The 16,328-nt window shown below is 42.3% G+C and carries 23 protein-coding genes; 4 read left to right on the plus strand and 19 right to left on the minus strand.

The window, feature by feature from the left end:
* Nucleotides 1-34: 34 nt before the first annotated feature.
* Nucleotides 35-700: an HAD family hydrolase gene (locus BVI01S_RS04200; protein WP_061809352.1), complete on the minus strand. Its 666-nt coding sequence runs from the start codon at nucleotides 698-700 to the stop codon at nucleotides 35-37.
* 94 nt (nucleotides 701-794) lie between these two features.
* Here BVI01S_RS04200 and BVI01S_RS04205 point away from each other — a divergent pair, with 94 nt between their 5' ends.
* Nucleotides 795-1,289 carry a hypothetical protein gene (locus BVI01S_RS04205; protein WP_061809353.1) on the plus strand — a complete coding sequence of 165 codons (495 nt, stop codon included), beginning with the start codon at nucleotides 795-797 and terminating at the stop codon, nucleotides 1,287-1,289.
* A gap of 46 nt (nucleotides 1,290-1,335) precedes the next feature.
* On the opposite strand, the gene BVI01S_RS04210 is transcribed toward BVI01S_RS04205, so the two are convergent.
* The 15 genes from BVI01S_RS04210 to BVI01S_RS04280 all read right to left on the minus strand — a co-directional run bounded on the left by BVI01S_RS04210 (nucleotide 1,336) and on the right by BVI01S_RS04280 (nucleotide 9,639).
* Complete coding sequence (locus BVI01S_RS04210; protein WP_061809354.1) at nucleotides 1,336-1,749, minus strand: hypothetical protein; 414 nt, start codon at nucleotides 1,747-1,749, stop codon at nucleotides 1,336-1,338.
* Between the two features lie 21 nt (nucleotides 1,750-1,770).
* Complete coding sequence (locus tag BVI01S_RS04215) at nucleotides 1,771-1,980, minus strand: hypothetical protein (RefSeq protein ID WP_061809355.1); 210 nt, start codon at nucleotides 1,978-1,980, stop codon at nucleotides 1,771-1,773.
* A 55-nt stretch (nucleotides 1,981-2,035) separates the two neighbouring features.
* Nucleotides 2,036-2,554 carry a hypothetical protein gene (locus tag BVI01S_RS04220; protein WP_061809356.1) on the minus strand — a complete coding sequence of 173 codons (519 nt, stop codon included), beginning with the start codon at nucleotides 2,552-2,554 and terminating at the stop codon, nucleotides 2,036-2,038.
* The gene (locus tag BVI01S_RS04225) at nucleotides 2,538-3,089 is read right to left on the minus strand and encodes a GNAT family N-acetyltransferase (RefSeq protein ID WP_082804662.1); all 552 of its coding nucleotides are present in this window, start codon (nucleotides 3,087-3,089) and stop codon (nucleotides 2,538-2,540) included. The genes BVI01S_RS04220 and BVI01S_RS04225 overlap by 17 nt, the downstream gene beginning before the upstream one ends.
* Nucleotides 3,090-3,103: 14 nt before the next feature.
* Entirely contained in the window at nucleotides 3,104-3,865 is a 762-nt protein-coding gene (locus BVI01S_RS04230; RefSeq protein ID WP_061809357.1) for a hypothetical protein, read from the minus strand.
* A complete protein-coding gene (locus BVI01S_RS04235) occupies nucleotides 3,862-4,323 on the minus strand; it encodes an NUDIX hydrolase (protein WP_061809358.1) in 462 nt (153 codons plus the stop codon). Before BVI01S_RS04235 ends, BVI01S_RS04230 begins: the two co-directional genes overlap by 4 nt.
* 57 nt (nucleotides 4,324-4,380) lie before the next feature.
* Nucleotides 4,381-4,587, minus strand: a complete 207-nt coding sequence (locus BVI01S_RS04240; RefSeq protein WP_061809359.1) for a hypothetical protein — start codon at nucleotides 4,585-4,587, stop codon at nucleotides 4,381-4,383.
* A 14-nt stretch (nucleotides 4,588-4,601) separates the two neighbouring features.
* Complete coding sequence (locus tag BVI01S_RS04245; protein WP_061809360.1) at nucleotides 4,602-4,979, minus strand: hypothetical protein; 378 nt, start codon at nucleotides 4,977-4,979, stop codon at nucleotides 4,602-4,604.
* 12 nt (nucleotides 4,980-4,991) lie between these two features.
* Entirely contained in the window at nucleotides 4,992-5,609 is a 618-nt protein-coding gene (locus BVI01S_RS04250) for a histidine phosphatase family protein (RefSeq protein ID WP_061809361.1), read from the minus strand.
* 149 nt (nucleotides 5,610-5,758) lie between these two features.
* The gene (locus tag BVI01S_RS04255; RefSeq protein WP_061809362.1) at nucleotides 5,759-6,604 is read right to left on the minus strand and encodes a DinB family protein; all 846 of its coding nucleotides are present in this window, start codon (nucleotides 6,602-6,604) and stop codon (nucleotides 5,759-5,761) included.
* A 92-nt stretch (nucleotides 6,605-6,696) separates the two neighbouring features.
* Nucleotides 6,697-7,437: an HAD family hydrolase gene (locus BVI01S_RS04260; RefSeq protein ID WP_244886865.1), complete on the minus strand. Its 741-nt coding sequence runs from the start codon at nucleotides 7,435-7,437 to the stop codon at nucleotides 6,697-6,699.
* A gap of 12 nt (nucleotides 7,438-7,449) precedes the next feature.
* A complete protein-coding gene (locus BVI01S_RS04265) occupies nucleotides 7,450-7,995 on the minus strand; it encodes a GNAT family N-acetyltransferase (protein ID WP_061809363.1) in 546 nt (181 codons plus the stop codon).
* Between the two features lie 263 nt (nucleotides 7,996-8,258).
* The gene (locus BVI01S_RS04270; RefSeq protein ID WP_061809364.1) at nucleotides 8,259-8,627 is read right to left on the minus strand and encodes a DUF3147 family protein; all 369 of its coding nucleotides are present in this window, start codon (nucleotides 8,625-8,627) and stop codon (nucleotides 8,259-8,261) included.
* Entirely contained in the window at nucleotides 8,618-9,034 is a 417-nt protein-coding gene (locus tag BVI01S_RS04275) for a MarR family winged helix-turn-helix transcriptional regulator (RefSeq protein ID WP_061809365.1), read from the minus strand. The genes BVI01S_RS04270 and BVI01S_RS04275 overlap by 10 nt, the downstream gene beginning before the upstream one ends.
* A gap of 134 nt (nucleotides 9,035-9,168) precedes the next feature.
* Nucleotides 9,169-9,639 (minus strand): DinB family protein, encoded by a 471-nt coding sequence (locus BVI01S_RS04280; RefSeq protein WP_061809366.1) that lies wholly within the window; start codon nucleotides 9,637-9,639, stop codon nucleotides 9,169-9,171.
* 148 nt (nucleotides 9,640-9,787) lie between these two features.
* Between BVI01S_RS04280 and BVI01S_RS04285 the strand changes: the two genes are divergently transcribed.
* Both BVI01S_RS04285 and BVI01S_RS04290 read left to right on the plus strand, forming a co-directional pair.
* Nucleotides 9,788-11,014, plus strand: coding sequence for a TolB-like translocation protein (locus tag BVI01S_RS04285; RefSeq protein WP_061809367.1), 1,227 nt, complete (start codon nucleotides 9,788-9,790; stop codon nucleotides 11,012-11,014).
* Between the two features lie 469 nt (nucleotides 11,015-11,483).
* Entirely contained in the window at nucleotides 11,484-12,275 is a 792-nt protein-coding gene (locus BVI01S_RS04290; protein ID WP_061809368.1) for an alpha/beta fold hydrolase, read from the plus strand.
* A gap of 53 nt (nucleotides 12,276-12,328) precedes the next feature.
* Here BVI01S_RS04290 and BVI01S_RS04295 read toward each other — a convergent pair whose 3' ends face one another.
* Nucleotides 12,329-12,997, minus strand: coding sequence for a hypothetical protein (locus BVI01S_RS04295; protein ID WP_156477298.1), 669 nt, complete (start codon nucleotides 12,995-12,997; stop codon nucleotides 12,329-12,331).
* An 82-nt stretch (nucleotides 12,998-13,079) separates the two neighbouring features.
* Nucleotides 13,080-13,847, minus strand: coding sequence for a 2,3-diphosphoglycerate-dependent phosphoglycerate mutase (gene gpmA, locus BVI01S_RS04300; protein ID WP_061809370.1), 768 nt, complete (start codon nucleotides 13,845-13,847; stop codon nucleotides 13,080-13,082).
* 116 nt (nucleotides 13,848-13,963) lie between these two features.
* On the opposite strand from gpmA, the gene BVI01S_RS04305 reads away from it, so the two are divergent.
* Nucleotides 13,964-15,664 carry a pyruvate oxidase gene (locus BVI01S_RS04305; protein ID WP_061809371.1) on the plus strand — a complete coding sequence of 567 codons (1,701 nt, stop codon included), beginning with the start codon at nucleotides 13,964-13,966 and terminating at the stop codon, nucleotides 15,662-15,664.
* Between the two features lie 40 nt (nucleotides 15,665-15,704).
* On the opposite strand, the gene BVI01S_RS04310 is transcribed toward BVI01S_RS04305, so the two are convergent.
* The gene (locus BVI01S_RS04310) at nucleotides 15,705-16,310 is read right to left on the minus strand and encodes a hypothetical protein (RefSeq protein ID WP_061809372.1); all 606 of its coding nucleotides are present in this window, start codon (nucleotides 16,308-16,310) and stop codon (nucleotides 15,705-15,707) included.
* Nucleotides 16,311-16,328: the final 18 nt, after the last annotated feature.

Here is a 16,328-nt window from a genome sequence, read left to right on the forward strand (position 1 = left end):
TTCCTCCACCCATTGAATGTTAGAACCCTTTTATTTAGCTTATCTGACAACCCACCAATACCTCTTTCATCCCCTCAACATTTTGGACCACATACGTTGGGTTGGACTCACTTATTTCTTCAATTGACCCATATCCATACGTCACACCAATGGAATCGATTCCCGTATTCTGTGCTCCAATAATGTCGTGCTTCCGGTCTCCTATCATAATAAAATTGTCTGATTCATATTCATGATAAATGTCTAGAATGTATTGAATGATCTCGGTTTTTGACGTTCTTGTGCCATCAAGGTTGCTTCCTGCAATCAGGTCAAAAAACTGGGCGATATTAAAATATGATAGGATTTGTTCAGCAAAAATAGTAGGCTTTGAAGTGGCAACAACTAATGTATGCCCCTTATCTTTTAACGTTTTCAATAGTAATGGGATCTTTGAATATAGTTGATTTTCAAACATTCCCTTCTCCTTGAACCTTTCTCTGTAGAAATCAATTGCTCTTTGAGTTTCCCTCTCACTAAAACCGCAATTTTCAGCAAATGACACTTGTAGTGGTGGCCCAATAAAACATTCGAGTTCATGAACCTCAGGTACCTCCACACCCATTTTCTCTAATGCATATTGAATCGATTTCGTGATCCCTTCTTTCGGATCGGAAAGTGTGCCATCTAAATCGAATAGAATGAATGGATATCTGTTCATATAAAACTCCTTTCTTTGACTCTAGATAAACAACTAAAAAATGAAACATTTCCCATTTAGTTCCGTATAGACTAATAAGGGGGCGATTTCACGAATGAAATACCTGGCAATAAGATTGTTCATGTTTACAGCACTTGTAGCTTTAGTGACAGGATGCAGTGCACCTAATGAAAGTGATGAAAACGCGGAAACCATCCAAACCTTTTTGAAAAATGAATTCACTGGACCTGATGATGAACTCAAAGCTGCATTTAAACAAGATGGTGCTTTTCCACCAGAATTAAAAGAGTATGTAGATGAGAACTACAAGCCACTTGTGATGGATTGGGAAGACATGTTGAATACGAATCACATTTTATTTTATCAGCGTCTGGCGTATGAAAATGGGTATCAATTGAAGCCAACCAATATTGAAGTGAAAAAGGATCAAGATCTCGCTTATGATTATGAAGTCAAAGTGAAATACGAGAAAAATGGTGAAACCAATACCACAACGGTCAGTGGACGAATGAACCTCAATGACGAGGGGGATATTGTGACAATCCGTAACATGGATGATGGGGGATTATTGGAGAAATTGAATCAGTAAGACACCATCAAAGGGAACTTCCAAACGGAGAAGTTCCCTTTTGTTTTTACTGTCTTTCAATCATCAATACATCCTCACTTGGAGACAGATACTCTTTTCCCCCAATTGAAAAATACCCTTTTTGACGATTCATTTCTGCATACTGCACCACTTTACCCTCTTTTAGAAAAACAAGTAAGTAGATATCATCCCTACTACTGATATGGCTTGGATCATCATATTCAACCCCCAGCTGTTTTTCAATATGCTCTTCGGGTGAATAGGGTTCGAACAGGTAAGCTTTGTCCCACTTGAAGTCTGCTATTGAATTGACCTCAATTTCCCTGTTGGTACGATCTTTAACCATAGAATAGATGGACTTCTCAAAGTCTTTATTATGCTTAACTTCATGGTTATTACAGCCAACTACCATAGCTACTACGAGAAAGAGGGAGAAAGGCAGACTTCTCAATGCAAACATCTCACTTTCTTTTCATGAAAATTAAGCTGATGGTCCCCCACCACCACCTGTTTGGTTGTTGGCATTCGTGGCTTGTTGAGAATGCTGAGCCGACTTTTGATAAGCTTCGTCTCTTGGATTGGAAGAATTCTTTTTAATGCTGTCTCCATAAAACTCCATTTTCCTTGAACCGATGAAAATACGGATGGCAAAATATAAGATGACGATTCCCAGAAAGATCAAGAAATACATGACTACACACCTCCAGTATTTGGATTTGGTTTATATTCACTGTAACACACATGACTTATGGGTTTACTTTTTCATTGTGAGGATTTAGCGCATATTTCAAATACTCTATCTTCTCCAAGTCCTTATGATTATTCTGGTCTGCCCGGTAGCTGTCCTTGGATGAAGCTTCGTACACACGCAAATATTGTTCGGGATTCAACAAATAATAGGTCACCTCATCCTCTCGATGAGTCTCTAAATCTTCTATCCGAACTCCAGCAAATTCCGGCAGCGTATCGATGATTCCGAACTCCACGGATAGTCCATCTTTCGAAAATTCATGTTCATGCAAATCGATCAGCGCATAGCCCATGGAATTCATGAGCTCTACAATATCATTCCAGTTATGTATGGATGTTTCAGCAGGAACTTCCCATCCCCTCTTATCACCAGGCACATGGATGTCCAGGTCTTGTGCGTCCCAGCTTCTGCCTGTGACCACTTCCAATCCCACCGAACCCATTAGCAGTGGAGTAATTCCAATCCCATTTAGTTTCCTGGCAATCTCAATAAACTCATTAAACTTTTGGTTCATAATCAAACTCCTCCCTGAGAATACTCATCCGCAGTCGATCGACGAACTCTCCGTTTCTCAATCGATCCTGCCTTAAAATGCCTTCTTCCACATATCCCATTTTTCTATAGGATTTGATGGCTTTTTCATTATCGATTTCCACTCTGAGCCAAATCTTGTTCAGCCCGAGTTCCTTGAAGCCCCAATGAAGCATCTCGCGCATGGCACTAAATCCGTATCCTTTTCCCCAGTAATTTTTATCACCGATCGCAATCCCTAGTTCTGCATGCTTATTTAACCGATCGATGTTTTTTAAATCGATCCAGCCGATGTGTTTGCCATCATCCGTCATGATAGCCTTTTGTTCATACCCATTGGTTTTGTTGATGCACATGTTAATCCAGGCACGGGTTTCTTCCAGGCTGAAGGGAGGATATTTTTCCGGCATGTTCAGGTGTTTCGTTACTTCCTTATCCAGGCACCAATGATACCGGTCTTCTGCATCGTCCATCGTTAATTCTCTTACTATTACGTTTCGCATTTGTGTCTCTTCCATTGTCACTTTCCCTCTCAAACTCGAATCTTTCTGTAATGTTCTAATATTTCTTTTAAAATCCCTTTGTTGTATCCCGTTTTCCCATGAATCCTTTCAGCCCACTCGGACACTGTTTCAAGCTTCGAGTCTTTTATCAATCCTTCTGTCGTACTCAGAAAGCTCTCCCAATTATAAAACTCCCAATGCGCCGTTTCGGATTGGTACGGGATTCTGCACTCCAATAATGGATGATTCTTTATCATATGTTGAGAATGTTCAGCAGCCTTCAGGAAGATATCCATCTGGATTCGTTCAGTCTGGAAAACTTGTTTGGATACTTTTCCATTCGGACGATGGTACAGAATTTCAGTGCCTTCTGGATGAGCTTGAACCTGCACCCCTGCAGCAGGGAAAAAACCATCTAATATTTCGTTGGAGTAATCGGGACTCTTCGTATCTATTAAAATCGGCTTCAACCATTGATCGCCCAGGTCACAAAGGAATCGTTCCCCTTTTTCATTCAGAGCAATGACGGCTGCATGAGCCTCTTCCGAATTCAGGTTATGACCGACGGGATACGCCTCGACGCCGTCTCTTTTAAATTCATCCAGTAACCAGAGTGCGAGATCGAAACAATTCCCCGACATGCCGAATTGTTCCCGATGTTCACGCATAAGAGAGACCTCACGCTGTTTCTGTACACTCCCCTGCTGATAAAACCAAACTTTCGTTAACGTTTCCATGGGAAAATCATTAAATTTTGTCCATGTACGTAAAATGCTTTCTGAAGCGTTCATCCTTGCACCTTCTTTAATTGATCTATGTATGGCATTATATAGCTTTTATATTCATCGGTTAATCCATCGGGCAGTTCATTCAGTTTGAAAAATTGGACTGCAACCGATTCGGTTTCATCGATGTCCATTTTTCCCCTCACATCCTTTGTGACATAAACAGCCGTGACGGAATACAGTTCATCCCCATTCGATACTTTGAAATAATAGTCCTTACCAGAGAAGATATTTACAAGTTTCAGCTCCCCAACCTCTAGACCCGTTTCTTCCTTCACTTCTCTCCTTGCCGTCTCCTCTAAACTTTCCCCCAGTTCCATCAATCCTCCCGGAAGCCCCCAGCCACCGTCTGTCCGGTGCTGCAGAAGGACTTCCTGTTGATCGTTTAAGACCATGACGACAGCCCCGGGGAGAATGAGGGGTCTGGTGCCAACGAGTTTACGCAGATCTTTGACGTAGTTCATTATTTTGCCTCCTTGTGCCATGTACCATAACGATCATTCAACCTGATTCAAGATCATTCACCCTATATGTCTTGCTTCTTCAGTCCTCATACTTCTGATTTTCGAAACAATCAAATTCATCAGAAACCCAACGACTAAATAAACTAGTAAAAGTACATCATTCGCTTCTTTCCAGATGATTTTAGTCGCAATAAACAGGGCAAGCGAGCCCAGTACGGCTGTCAACCACAACCACAACCCCACTTGAAACGTTTTCTCTGACATAGAATCCATCCTTTTTAATTTCTTTCTAGAGTAAATGTTTCCTCTTGATCATCCCACTTCACCGTTACCTTCACCTCAGTATCATCACTCATTTTGGCATTCGTGGGATTTGATTCACTACTGTCCCGGATGACTCCATTCTCCTCAAGGGTCACACCCGTTCTACCGTATTCCCTGGTGTCCGCCTCAACTGTATAGGCAACGTCACCAACAGAATCAACATCATTCCCTTTGTACTTCAGGACAAAATCCTGTTTTTCAAAATCACTGGACTGATTGACGTTTAGGTCACCTTTCCAGTGATCGGTTTCACCTGAGAAGGAGAAATCTTTCGTGTTGCAGCCTGCTAATAGAAGCATAGTCCCAACTAAAAGAAGTATTTTCTTCAACATATACTCATCCTCTTAACTTGATTTATCCCGATGAGATAAATCCCCTTCCAATACGATTCTGCTTCCCTCTTCCCATAACTCAACCACGGTAAGACTGGTATCATGGATGAATGGAGGTTCCCATAATCTCTCTAAGGGAAGGTTTTTGAAATAAGCTAGCAATGTCTTGATGACAACAGAGTGGGTAACGATTAAGATATTCCCTGAATCGTGGATATCACGAATCGAGCTTATACAATTCAATACTCTGTCCTTTACTTCATCAAAGCGCTCTCCACCTAGTGGTTGATAAAGATGAGGCGTATTCCAAAATGCGTGAAACTCGTCGGGATGGTTCGCCTGAATGTGTGAAACCGTTTCTCCCTCCCAAATCCCCATATTGATTTCCCTCAATCTTTCATCCAGGATGATTGGAATTTTATTGTTACCCCTTATTAAGCCTGCCGTCATTTCGGTTCTTTTACTTGAACTTGAATAGATGGCCTCGAACTCAACCTCTTTCAGCCTGCTCCCCAAACGTGTTGCATGTTCCTTCCCTTTATTTGTGAGGTTTGAATCACTCCAGCCCTGCATTCTTTTTTCCGTGTTCCATTCGGTTTCTCCGTGCCTTGTAATATATAAGGTTAGCAATATTATCGCTCCTCCAGCTTCATAGACATCATCTTCTTGATACAATAGCTTTATTACTGACAATTCCAATTATTCCAGTTTACTGACAACAACTCAATATATAGAGATAAAAAAGAAGCTTATCATTAGAGATTGATAAGCTTCTCGCCTCACACGTGATGAATGTCTCTTGTTTCTTCAATCTGTTCAAGATGCCCTTTTGCATGTCCCGCTACCATCTTGATCATTTTCCTGACGGTAAGCACACCCTGGTCTTCCGTTTGAATTTTTCTATCAAGGGAGTCCGGTAAGCTCTCACAAAGATTGAGTACGTGTTCCCGTATCAATTTAAAAAGGGATACCTCGGTTTCGATTGATCGACCTTTGTAATTCGTTCCCGTTTCCCATAGATTGGGGTCGTAAGGATTATTCTTATAGTTTCTTCCGTCTTCAGCGAGCGCAAACTTCATGCGATGGAACATGGTCAAGTCCGAATCAATGAAATGCAGCACGGTTTGCCGAATGGACCATTTCCCTTCAGCTCTAACCAAGTCCAAATCATCGTTCGATAACCCCTTTAGCACGGTATCGATTCGATCAATCCCGCTTTTATAAAGCGATAGTATCTCTTCGTCTGACATAAACAACTCTTCCCAATGTGAAACGATATAGCCATCCGGATCCTTTACCATGATTAATTGACCAAACCCAGGATCTACTTCCAGGTCAAAATCAACTTGTTCTTCCTCAAACTTTTGCTTTAGTTTTTCAATTTTCTCTCCCATAATATAAAACCGCTGACCGGGATCAGGTTTGACAAAAGCGACATCGGTATACTCCTTGAATTCCTCTTCGTTTCCTTCCGTGAACAAAACAGCCCCACCACTTGGAAGCCTCCATTGTGCAATAGTATCTTTTCTCCATTCCTCACTCCAACCAAACAAATGACGATAGAAAGAGAGAGACCGTTCAAGATCATCCACCGTTAAAACCAATCTAGGCTTTGCACTTTGCATATCTTCACCCCTACGAAAAATGTAGTATTTCTTCTCCTTTTGAACTGCTTATCTAATATCTCTTTGATTAGCTCGAAATACGATCCCTCTGACTATTCCCCACTGCTACTCACCAAAATATCTCTTATTTCCACAATAGAAGAAACAATGGCATACGGACTATGATCCGTTGGCTTTTCTTCCCCTCTGATATTGACCCATATCGCTTCCATTCCTGCTTCCATGGGACCAACTACATCATGCGTCCACGAGTCGCCTATGAATATCGTCTCTTCGGGTTTCTTATTAAATGCTTCTAGCGCAATAGTATAGATTCTAGAATCAGGTTTTCTAATACCTATTGGTTCTGCATGAATGATCTTATCTTGGCTGAACATATCCCCTAAACCCATTTTGATTATTTTTTGTTGAGGATCATAAAGTCCGTTTGTAACAATTCCAACTTCATAATCTCTCTTCAGTTCATTCATCAAATGTAATACGGATTCATCAGCAGTAATAAAGTTCATACTTGCGTTAACAAAGAGTGATTCAAGCTGATCAATTTCTTCAATATCTGCTTTCACTTCAAAGAAATCAAGAGCACTCTTCCATCTTTCTCTTTTAAATTCAAATGTAGTTAGTTCACCACTTACAAGTTTATCGATTAGAGATCTTGGAGGTTGTTTTATTTTCTTCAAAAATTGTTGTTCATCCATTCCCTTTGTCAATGGATGTTCGGCAAGAGTCTGAACCAGCCCGTCGTCAAACCAGGACGAATTTTCAAGGAGCGTGTCATCCAGGTCAAATAAAAGAAGGCTATACTTTTTCATTGGCTTATCTGTCAGATTCATCGTAACCACCCCTTACGGATGAAATCGTCCCATCACGACAGTATCGTAGTAACGCCCATCCGATAATAATTTATCATTCTTCAATACTCCTTCAACTTCAAAACCGTTATTTTTATAGAGCATGATGGCTTTTTCATTGGTTTCAAGTACATTCAAGGTGATCTTCTTAATGCCGTTATCATCTGCCCAGCGTATGCTCATCTTTAATAGATTTTTCCCGATGCCGTATCCCCAGAATTCCTTTAAAACACCTACACCGAACTCTACCTTATGAGCAATCCGCTTTAATGATTTCCCTTCGCACCTGGAGAAACCGGCAATCCTTTCCCCTACTTCACAAACCAAAAAGAGATTCTGGGGACTCTCTGTATCTTCAATGATTATTTGTTTAAAATCCGCCTCATCTATATACGCTTCACCTTTTTCCCTATCCATGTTTTCTGTCTCTCCATCGACCTGCAGCCGTACTTCTGACAGATTCTGAGCATCATCTACTTTTGCTGATCTGATGGTATAGGGTATATTTCGAATATGGAATTCTATTGGATTAATGATCATACGAATCTCTCCCAACTTTGATGATTAAGCTTATACCCATTATCCAATAATTTCTAATTCACAACAACTCTATTAAACTACTAGAGAATAAACTGTAATAACGATTTTCCGACAAACAGCTTATAAATAGTGAATGTTGGCTCGATTGAAATCCAAAACAAGATAAAATTCGTAAACTGAGGTCTGATCCCTTAAAAACTCCTTAGGATCAGACCTCAATTATTCTGAACTGATTTGGCATAATAGACTTTTTGACCCATGTCCTATTTCTGAAGGAACCAACCTATAAAAGATTCTTTAAAATATTTCAGAAACAACTCTTGAATGAATAAGAACAACCCCCATCCACATATTCCGATTCCAATTGATAAAAATAGATTAATCGAATGTTGAATTGCTACATAAACGATTACCAGAAGGAAAGCGGTAGCCGGGAATCCCCAAAGGACCCCTAATGCAAATTTGCTTATTTCAGTGGATTGTTCTCCTTGAATGTACAACCAAATAATACTTAGTAAACTCACTAAAGGCAGTGCTGCGATTATTCCACCGTATGAAGGAAACCTTCTTGAAATTTCAGTCACCACGCCTATAACGATTGCTGATACAATAATTTTCGCCATCACGTACATTCTTTTGCCCTCTTACTTAGTATTTTGAGGGCTTGTTCAACCAGTTCTTCTTCATCGTCGCTCAGTTGCTCCATAACCTTCCCTAACTTTTCTTCATCCAGGCTTGTATTCCTATACAAAACCTCTTCCCCTGATTCTGTTAAACTCAAGATTACTTTTCGTTCATCAAGGGGATCTCTCATTTTCACTAAATATCCTTTTTCAATCGTTCTCTTTACATGCTCAGATGCAGTATTATGAGAAACATGTAAATAGGAAGCAATTTCATTTACCCCAACTCCTGACTTCTTGTCTACAAGTTGAAGAATACGCACCACCCGGTGAGAAATTTTTTCTCTATGGAGATAATGCAAATGAAAATAAATATCCGTCCAATACTGATTTAACAACACAAGTTTATCTTTCAAAAAAACACCCCTTTATATCGTTAATAAAGATTATATCTTAATATACGATATAAAATAAAGAGTTTTTATTTTTATATAGAAAAAAGCTGAAGATCATTTTTTGATCCCAGCTTTTAAAATTCACTCCCCACCAATTAACGCTGTGACGGCCACGCCCCCTGCATCTTCCTCAATTGCATGATCTGCCCCGTATGGTAAGCATCATGCATCAGGATGTCCAACAATTTCTCTTCAAGAGAATGTTCTTTAAGCATTTCAGCCGTTGTTCTACTAAGCGCTTCCCTCAAGCGACCATGGGCCGATTCAACACGCTCAACGACTGCTCCCCATTCCTTGTCATCATTTATTTGTTCCGTTAGATAGAAAGTATCATTACCATCGAGGGTTTGAGTCCATTCACGGCCTTCCAATTGTGCCGTCAGTCTTTCTTTGTAATAAGTAAGGTGATTCACATTCTCCCATATGGTTTTCGCCGCTTCTCCATCCGGTCTCCAACAAGCCTGTTCTGCAGAGAGTCCTTCAATTGCTGGTTTTAATGGAGCATACCAGCTTTCCTGGTCGAATGTGGTGTCGAGCATTCTTAAGAGTAGATCCGTACGATTCATTTTTGTCTGCCTCCTTTATAATGTCGTGCCATTGATAGTATTTCATCATAAAGTGAAGAACTCCTTCTTTTGAAATACCTTCTTTATTACATAAAGTTTTCTTTCAAGGAAAATAGTAAGACCATCTTCCAAAAAGGAGCTTCACCAAATGAAAATAGCAATCCTCCTGGCCATCGTTCTTTTTCTACTTTTCCCTTTAGCCACATCTGCAGCTCCATTCGATGGAGTGAAAGCCGCTTTTATCAGGGAGGGGAATGTGTGGACCTTGGTAAATGGAAATGAAAAACAACTAACCAATACCGGTAATGTCCACTCTAAGCCCAAATGGTCGACCGAAGGCACTCTCCTCGCTTACCAAGTAGAGACAGCAACGGAAGGACAGTCTGAACTATGGACCTACAATCTCAACACCGGCAAAAAGAAGCGAATTTCATATAATGGCACCTCACCGGAATGGGCACCCAATAAAAACCATATCGCCTTTAATGATAAAGGGATATTAGATATCTCTGACCTCAACCGATTCTACAACATCGCCACCGGGGTCAGTGATTTCACGTGGCTCCCGGACGGCAGTGGATTCCTTCTCTCTTCATCGGGAACCCTCAACCCGGATGGATGGTCAAGCGCCTCTTTGTTTACTAAAAAAGTCGGCGATAACTATGGGGATATTGTTTTGTTCGGAGGCGTGGAGCCGTTTTTCACACTACCTAAAGAAATTGGAACAAATGAACAAAACAAACTGATTGCCGTCAATGCGGAAGATCTGACCTATTCTCCGAACGGAAAATGGATTTCATTTGTCGTATCTCCCACCGCTTCCTGGTCCATGGACAGCGATATGGTCTGTGTCATTGATAGTCTCGGGAAAAATTTCGAGGTATTGGACGAAATGATTTTGCAGGTAGGACAGCCAAAATGGTCACCTTCAACCGATACACTAGCCTATATCGCAGGCGGTGGAAGAATCGTGTTCGGCTTCAAAAATAAGGACTTAAAGGTAAAAGAAATGCCTGCGTCAGGGACTTATACACCTGCCGATTACGCTGACCTTGATTTTGATTGGATGACTGACAAATCACTTGTCGTGTCGAGGATCAAGGAGCAAGAGTGGACAAACGACTTTAGCAAGCATCCCCTGCCCGTCCTTTACACCTTGAGTATCGATTCGAAGAAACAAATGAAGATAACGAGCCCTCCTAAAGGGTCTGGAGACTATGCTCCTCAGTATATCTCGTCCATTGGTAAACTCGCTTGGTTAAGGGGGAAATCCCTCACTGATACGAAAAGGGATCTGTGGATCGGAAATACGGATGGGACTGAAGCTATGGAGTGGGTTCGGGATATTGAGGAAATTGTATTTTTTGAAGAATAATATTGGCTTCTTTGATTGATTTTCATGAAAAATGGTCAGTGGCTGAGTGCCTCTGACCTACTTTTTTATGAGATTTATTCAATTAATCCATTTAGATGAAGACCATTATTTATTTACATTGTTATTAAGTCTTTCTTTTATTTGTTCTAATAACTCAGTCTGCTTGTTTTGATTTATTAAAATCTTGTCTGAGATTTTTTCTAAAGTCTTAGTAATCGACCATAAAGATATAATGATGACGACAATTACCCCTATTGCCTCCAATTAATATCACCTCTTTTTTCCATCTAACCCTGTCCGTGTTTAAGGGTTTTTCTTAATATTATCATACACACTGCCCTTCCTTTCTTTGTTTTTGCAGCTTAAAAGTCTATAGAAATTACCCTACAAAACACGAATGAAGAAGTATCCTTTGATTATCCCAAAAAACAACATATACTTTTAATAGATTAAAAGGAGGGGAAGATACATGGCTATTTATCATAAAATCATCGGGGACGGCTTTCCTATCGTAATGGTGCATGGTTGGACATTGGATCATCAGGCCATGATGCATGCAATGGAACCGAACTTCGAGAACCGTACCGGATGGAAAAGGATTTACATAGACCTACCTGGAATGGGGAAATCGGAAGCACAACATTCCATCAAGAATTCCGACGATATGTTGAAAGCTGTTCTGGCACTAGTGGACGAGTTGATTCCCGATCAACCCTTCATCGTGTGCGGATATTCGTATGGGGGCTATATGGCGAGGGGAATTGTAGAGGCTAGACAAGATAGAGTTCGGGGCTTAATGCTTCTGGCACCCATGGTGATACCCGATACGGATAAAAGAGAACTGCCAAAGCAGATCGTATTGAAAAAGGACCCTGACTTACTATCGAATCTCTCCTCACTGGAAGCAGAAGCTTTTTCAGCGATGGGTGTCGTGCAAGGTCAGAGGGAATGGGAAAGGTTCCGTGATGACATCCTGCTTCCCTCGACTCAAACGAATGAGGAGTTTGTAAACAGGATCAGGGATGATGGCTACGGCTTCACCTTCGAGCTTACACATACACTTGATTGTCCAACACTAATTGTCACAGGACGGCAAGATCATGTAGTGGGGTATCAGGATGCGTGGCGATTAATCGAGAATTATCCAAGAGCGACCTTTGCCGTGCTTGATATGGGGGGGCATAATGTGCAGATTGAGCAGGAGGATTTGTTCAATTCATTGGTACATAATTGGTTAGATAAGTTAGAAATAAATATATAGATATCACGTTCAAAAACGATCAAGGTGAATCCTATGATCGTTTTTTTAAACTATTACCTAAGTATTGAAATGAATCTCTCCAATTCCTCCTTCGTAAAGTCAGCATACCCATACCGGACTTTTTCATAAAGGGGGATCACTTCTACCGGACCGTTGATTCGATGGAACCATTCTGAAATGGTTTCACTTTTATTTCTCTTTTTATTAGGTGATAACCGGTTTTCCCATTGTTTAAATGTGACTCGCACTTCGTTCATACTGGATAGAGATAGTGCTTCGGTTTGAACGGTTAAATTCTCTTTTTCGACTTGCTTTTGGCTAGGTTCTTTAAAAGCATCGGGTGCTTGCCTTGAGACATCATTCGTTCTTTTTTTCTTGGCCCGATACCATAAAGCTACTACCAGGACACTTAACGCCACCATAACCGTTATAATGGTATTCCTTACATTTGACCCTTTAGAGGAAGGAATATTCACCGGTAACTTACCTATCACGATAATGCGGCGCCATGTGCCAGAGTGGTCGGGAGGTTCTTCCAAATCCGTAAATTGATCAGCATTCACAACGAGTGGCGGACCAGCCTCCACAGATTTCACTTCTTCTTTATTAGAATAAAAATGTTTGATTATACTTGTGGTAGCCATCGATCCTTCACTTAACAGAAACGCAGTTGCTAGCCCAATAAATAAAAAAACGAAGATAACGAATGTTTTTTGCATCATGACCCCCTATTTGGTTGGCATGGTTTAATTGTAATTTATATACAATTATAGCACATAGAGGATTTTTCGTTGGAACAGGGTTTCATCCCATCCAATCCCAATTATCCCTATCCTCTATATCCATATGCCGCGGAATTCGATCATGCGGCACCTCTCCCTCGTCATCCAAATAATAATGCCTGATAGGTTTCAAGTCGTCATCCAGTTCATACACGAGAGGGATGCCATTGGGTATGTTGAGACTGACAACGCCGTCATCCGGAATATGGTCAAGGAATTTCACGAGGGCCCGAAGCGTGTTTCCGTGTGCTGAAATGATGACACGTTTATTGTCCCGAATGCTTGGGACGATCACCTCGTGCCAATAGACGAGAGCCCTCTTTTCCGTATCGAGGAGACTTTCAGATAATGGCATATTCTCCTTGCCAACGGTGGCGTATTTCGGATCGGACAGATTTTCGCGATGGCCCTCCTCTGCAATCGCAGGTGGCCGTACATCGGCAGACCTCCTCCATTCATGAACCTGCTCTTCGCCGAATTGCTCCGTCACTTCATCTTTATCCAGTCCCTGCAGACCCCCATAATGCCGCTCATTTAATCTCCATGATTTATACACGGGAATCCAGACCAGATCCATTTCGTGCAGAGCGATCCATAGCGTCCGGATTGCCCTTTTCAAGACCGATGTATGGGCCACATCGAAAATGAACCCGTGTTTCTTCAGGACTGCCCCTGCTTTTCTTGCTTCTGTATAGCCGTCATCGGTTAAATCGACATCTGTCCAACCGGTGAACCTGTTTTCAAGATTATAGAGGCTTTCACCATGACGAAGGAACACAAGCTTCTTCATTTTCATCACTCCAGATCTTTTTTTTAAGTATGTGCATCTCGGAATAGAAATATTGAGTAATTTAGGAAGTATTGTACCAAAATAAGACTAACCAATTTTTGAGAGGAGACGGTGTGATGTTTAAACAGAACGCTGGAGAAAAATTAATTGATCTTTTGATTGAATGGGGAGTCGACCATATATACGGGATGCCCGGGGACTCCATCAATTCCATTATAGAACCACTTCGAAAAAAGCAGGACAAAATCAAGTTCATTCAAGTCAGGCATGAGGAAGCAGGAGCACTGGCCGCTGCCGCTTATGCAAAATTAACGGGGAAACTTGGCGTATGCACGGCGATTGCCGGTCCAGGTGCGATCCACCTTCTAAATGGTTTGTATGATGCTAAGCTGGATAAAGCTCCGGTATTGGCCATCACTGGCCAAGTGGAGACGGACCTTTTAGGGACGGACTCTTTTCAAGAAGTGAATCTTGAGCGGATGTTCGACGACGTGGCCGTGTATAATCAGCGCATCATGTCCGCAGATCAGCTTCCTGCCGTCGTCAATCAGGCGATCCGGACTGCCTATGCGAAAAAAGGGGTGTCTGTCCTGACCATCCCGGACGACATCCCGCGCTTTGAAGTCGGAAAAGAAGCACGTGTGACGTCTCATTTTTCAGCAAAGCAGAACATTGCGCCTCTTCCTGAGGATTTGCAAAGAGCAAAAGAACTCATCGAGGGGGCGAAACGACCGATTATCCTTGCGGGAAAAGGCGTTCACGGTCACCGCGAAACACTATTATCTTTTGCTGAAAAAGTGGGGGCACCCATCGTGTTGACCCTGCCCGGCAAAGGGGTCATCCCTGATAAGCATCCGTATTGCTTAGGAGGTCTCGGCCTGATCGGGACAAAGCCTTCGTATGAAGCGATGCAGGAAACGGATATGCTCATGATGATCGGGACCTCATTCCCGTTCACCGGATTCCTGCCTGACAGTGCCAAGACAATTCATATTGACATTGACCCCTCCCAAATCGGGAAGCGCTATCCGGTTGATGTCGGTCTTGCCGGGGATGCCGGCACTTCCCTTAAGTGGCTAACCGAACATGTCGCAAGGAAAGAAGATCGAACATTCCTGGAGAAGAATCAGGAAAGGACGAGCAAATGGTGGGATAACTTAGAATCACAAGAGGAGGATGGATCGGTCCCACTCAAACCGCAGCGGTTGATTCATGCCCTTAAGGAAGTCGCGTCGGACGACGCCATCCTGTCCGTTGACGTCGGAAACGTAACGGTGTGGATGGCAAGGCATTTCCCTATTACCAATCAGTCCTTCATCATTTCGAGCTGGCTCGCGACACTCGGCTGCGGTCTTCCGGGTGCCATTGCCGGTCAAATCGCCTATCCTGATCGTCAGGTATTCGCGATATGCGGCGACGGTGGATTCGCCATGACGATGGCGGACTTCGTCACGGCAGTCAAATATGACTTACCCATCATCGTCGTGATCCTAAACAATCATAAGATTGCCATGATCAAGTTCGAGCAGGAAGTGATGGGGAATATTGAATTCGGCACCAACCTACAGAACCCGGACTTCGCTAAATACGCCGAAGCCTGTGGCGGAGTCGGATACCGTGTCGAACGCCCGGAGGACATCCTGCCATCCCTCCAAAAAGCGATCCAACAAAAGAAACCGTGCATCATCGACGTCGTCGTCGACGCCGACGAAGCACCAATGCCGGCCAAAATCCAGTTCTCCCAAGCCGCCGGTTACACCAAGCACATGCTCAAACAACTGTTTGAAGAAGGAAAGTTTGACCTTCCACCGTTGTAAAAGATGAGGGACGGACCTTGGAATGCAAGGTCCGTCCCTCTTATTGTTCGTCCAAGGCAACGAGGTTGATTTTTGCCATGAAGCCATCGGGTTCTTCTCTTTTCATGATGTTGGCGTATTTTTTTAGGAAGGTGTTGTCTTGTGATTTTTCTGTGATGGAAACATTTCCGTCACTGTTGGAGAGGTTTTCACCATGAGGACCGAGGGCTTCTTGTACATTTTCATCTTGTTTTCTCGGGTCAATGAAGATTTCCAGTCTATAGCGTTTATTTTCATCCGGTCTTGGAATCGTGATCGACTCAATTGTCCCATCCTTCTTCACTCTGACCGTTCCTGAAGATGCGACAGTGTTCAGTGGTTCAATAGCGTTTCTGATGATTTGAAGGGATGTTGCATCATCGGGATATGGTTTTAATTGAACACCTACGACTGCTCCTTTGGGTAAAGTGGTCTCACCGCGTAATAGGAGTGATTTTTTGAATAACTGCACTGTTGCGTCCAACTTCAATGCTTCACCATGCATTTGCACGACCTGTTCCACTTCACTCTTCTCTTTACTTTCATCAACCAAAATCACCCTGCACCCTGCTATCATTGGAAGGACACATAGCATGGCTATCACCCACTTCCTACCCCAACCCTGCATACCTAAATCACCCTCTAA

The organism is Rossellomorea vietnamensis NBRC 101237 (assembly GCF_001591825.1).
GTDB lineage: Bacteria > Bacillota > Bacilli > Bacillales > Bacillaceae_B > Rossellomorea > Rossellomorea vietnamensis.

Bases quoted from the DNA above. Each gene is read 5' to 3' on its own strand.
- BVI01S_RS04265 (WP_061809363.1), bottom strand. From the start codon at position 7,995: ATGATCATTAATCCAATAGAATTCCATATTCGAAATATACCCTATACC.
- BVI01S_RS04230 (WP_061809357.1), bottom strand. From the start codon at position 3,865: ATGAACGCTTCAGAAAGCATTTTACGTACATGGACAAAATTTAATGAT.
- BVI01S_RS04290 (WP_061809368.1), top strand. From the start codon at position 11,484: ATGGCTATTTATCATAAAATCATCGGGGACGGCTTTCCTATCGTAATG.
- BVI01S_RS04220 (WP_061809356.1), bottom strand. From the start codon at position 2,554: ATGAACCAAAAGTTTAATGAGTTTATTGAGATTGCCAGGAAACTAAAT.
- BVI01S_RS04240 (WP_061809359.1), bottom strand. From the start codon at position 4,587: ATGTCAGAGAAAACGTTTCAAGTGGGGTTGTGGTTGTGGTTGACAGCC.
- BVI01S_RS04260 (WP_244886865.1), bottom strand. From the start codon at position 7,437: ATGAATCTGACAGATAAGCCAATGAAAAAGTATAGCCTTCTTTTATTT.
- BVI01S_RS04280 (WP_061809366.1), bottom strand. From the start codon at position 9,639: ATGAATCGTACGGATCTACTCTTAAGAATGCTCGACACCACATTCGAC.
- BVI01S_RS04270 (WP_061809364.1), bottom strand. From the start codon at position 8,627: ATGTACGTGATGGCGAAAATTATTGTATCAGCAATCGTTATAGGCGTG.
- BVI01S_RS04205 (WP_061809353.1), top strand. From the start codon at position 795: ATGAAATACCTGGCAATAAGATTGTTCATGTTTACAGCACTTGTAGCT.
- BVI01S_RS04295 (WP_156477298.1), bottom strand. From the start codon at position 12,997: ATGATGCAAAAAACATTCGTTATCTTCGTTTTTTTATTTATTGGGCTA.
- gpmA (WP_061809370.1), bottom strand. From the start codon at position 13,847: ATGAAGAAGCTTGTGTTCCTTCGTCATGGTGAAAGCCTCTATAATCTT.
- BVI01S_RS04200 (WP_061809352.1), bottom strand. From the start codon at position 700: ATGAACAGATATCCATTCATTCTATTCGATTTAGATGGCACACTTTCC.
- BVI01S_RS04245 (WP_061809360.1), bottom strand. From the start codon at position 4,979: ATGTTGAAGAAAATACTTCTTTTAGTTGGGACTATGCTTCTATTAGCA.
- BVI01S_RS04210 (WP_061809354.1), bottom strand. From the start codon at position 1,749: ATGTTTGCATTGAGAAGTCTGCCTTTCTCCCTCTTTCTCGTAGTAGCT.
- BVI01S_RS04225 (WP_082804662.1), bottom strand. From the start codon at position 3,089: ATGGAAGAGACACAAATGCGAAACGTAATAGTAAGAGAATTAACGATG.
- BVI01S_RS04305 (WP_061809371.1), top strand. From the start codon at position 13,964: ATGTTTAAACAGAACGCTGGAGAAAAATTAATTGATCTTTTGATTGAA.
- BVI01S_RS04285 (WP_061809367.1), top strand. From the start codon at position 9,788: ATGAAAATAGCAATCCTCCTGGCCATCGTTCTTTTTCTACTTTTCCCT.
- BVI01S_RS04215 (WP_061809355.1), bottom strand. From the start codon at position 1,980: ATGTATTTCTTGATCTTTCTGGGAATCGTCATCTTATATTTTGCCATC.
- BVI01S_RS04235 (WP_061809358.1), bottom strand. From the start codon at position 4,323: ATGAACTACGTCAAAGATCTGCGTAAACTCGTTGGCACCAGACCCCTC.
- BVI01S_RS04255 (WP_061809362.1), bottom strand. From the start codon at position 6,604: ATGCAAAGTGCAAAGCCTAGATTGGTTTTAACGGTGGATGATCTTGAA.
- BVI01S_RS04310 (WP_061809372.1), bottom strand. From the start codon at position 16,310: ATGCAGGGTTGGGGTAGGAAGTGGGTGATAGCCATGCTATGTGTCCTT.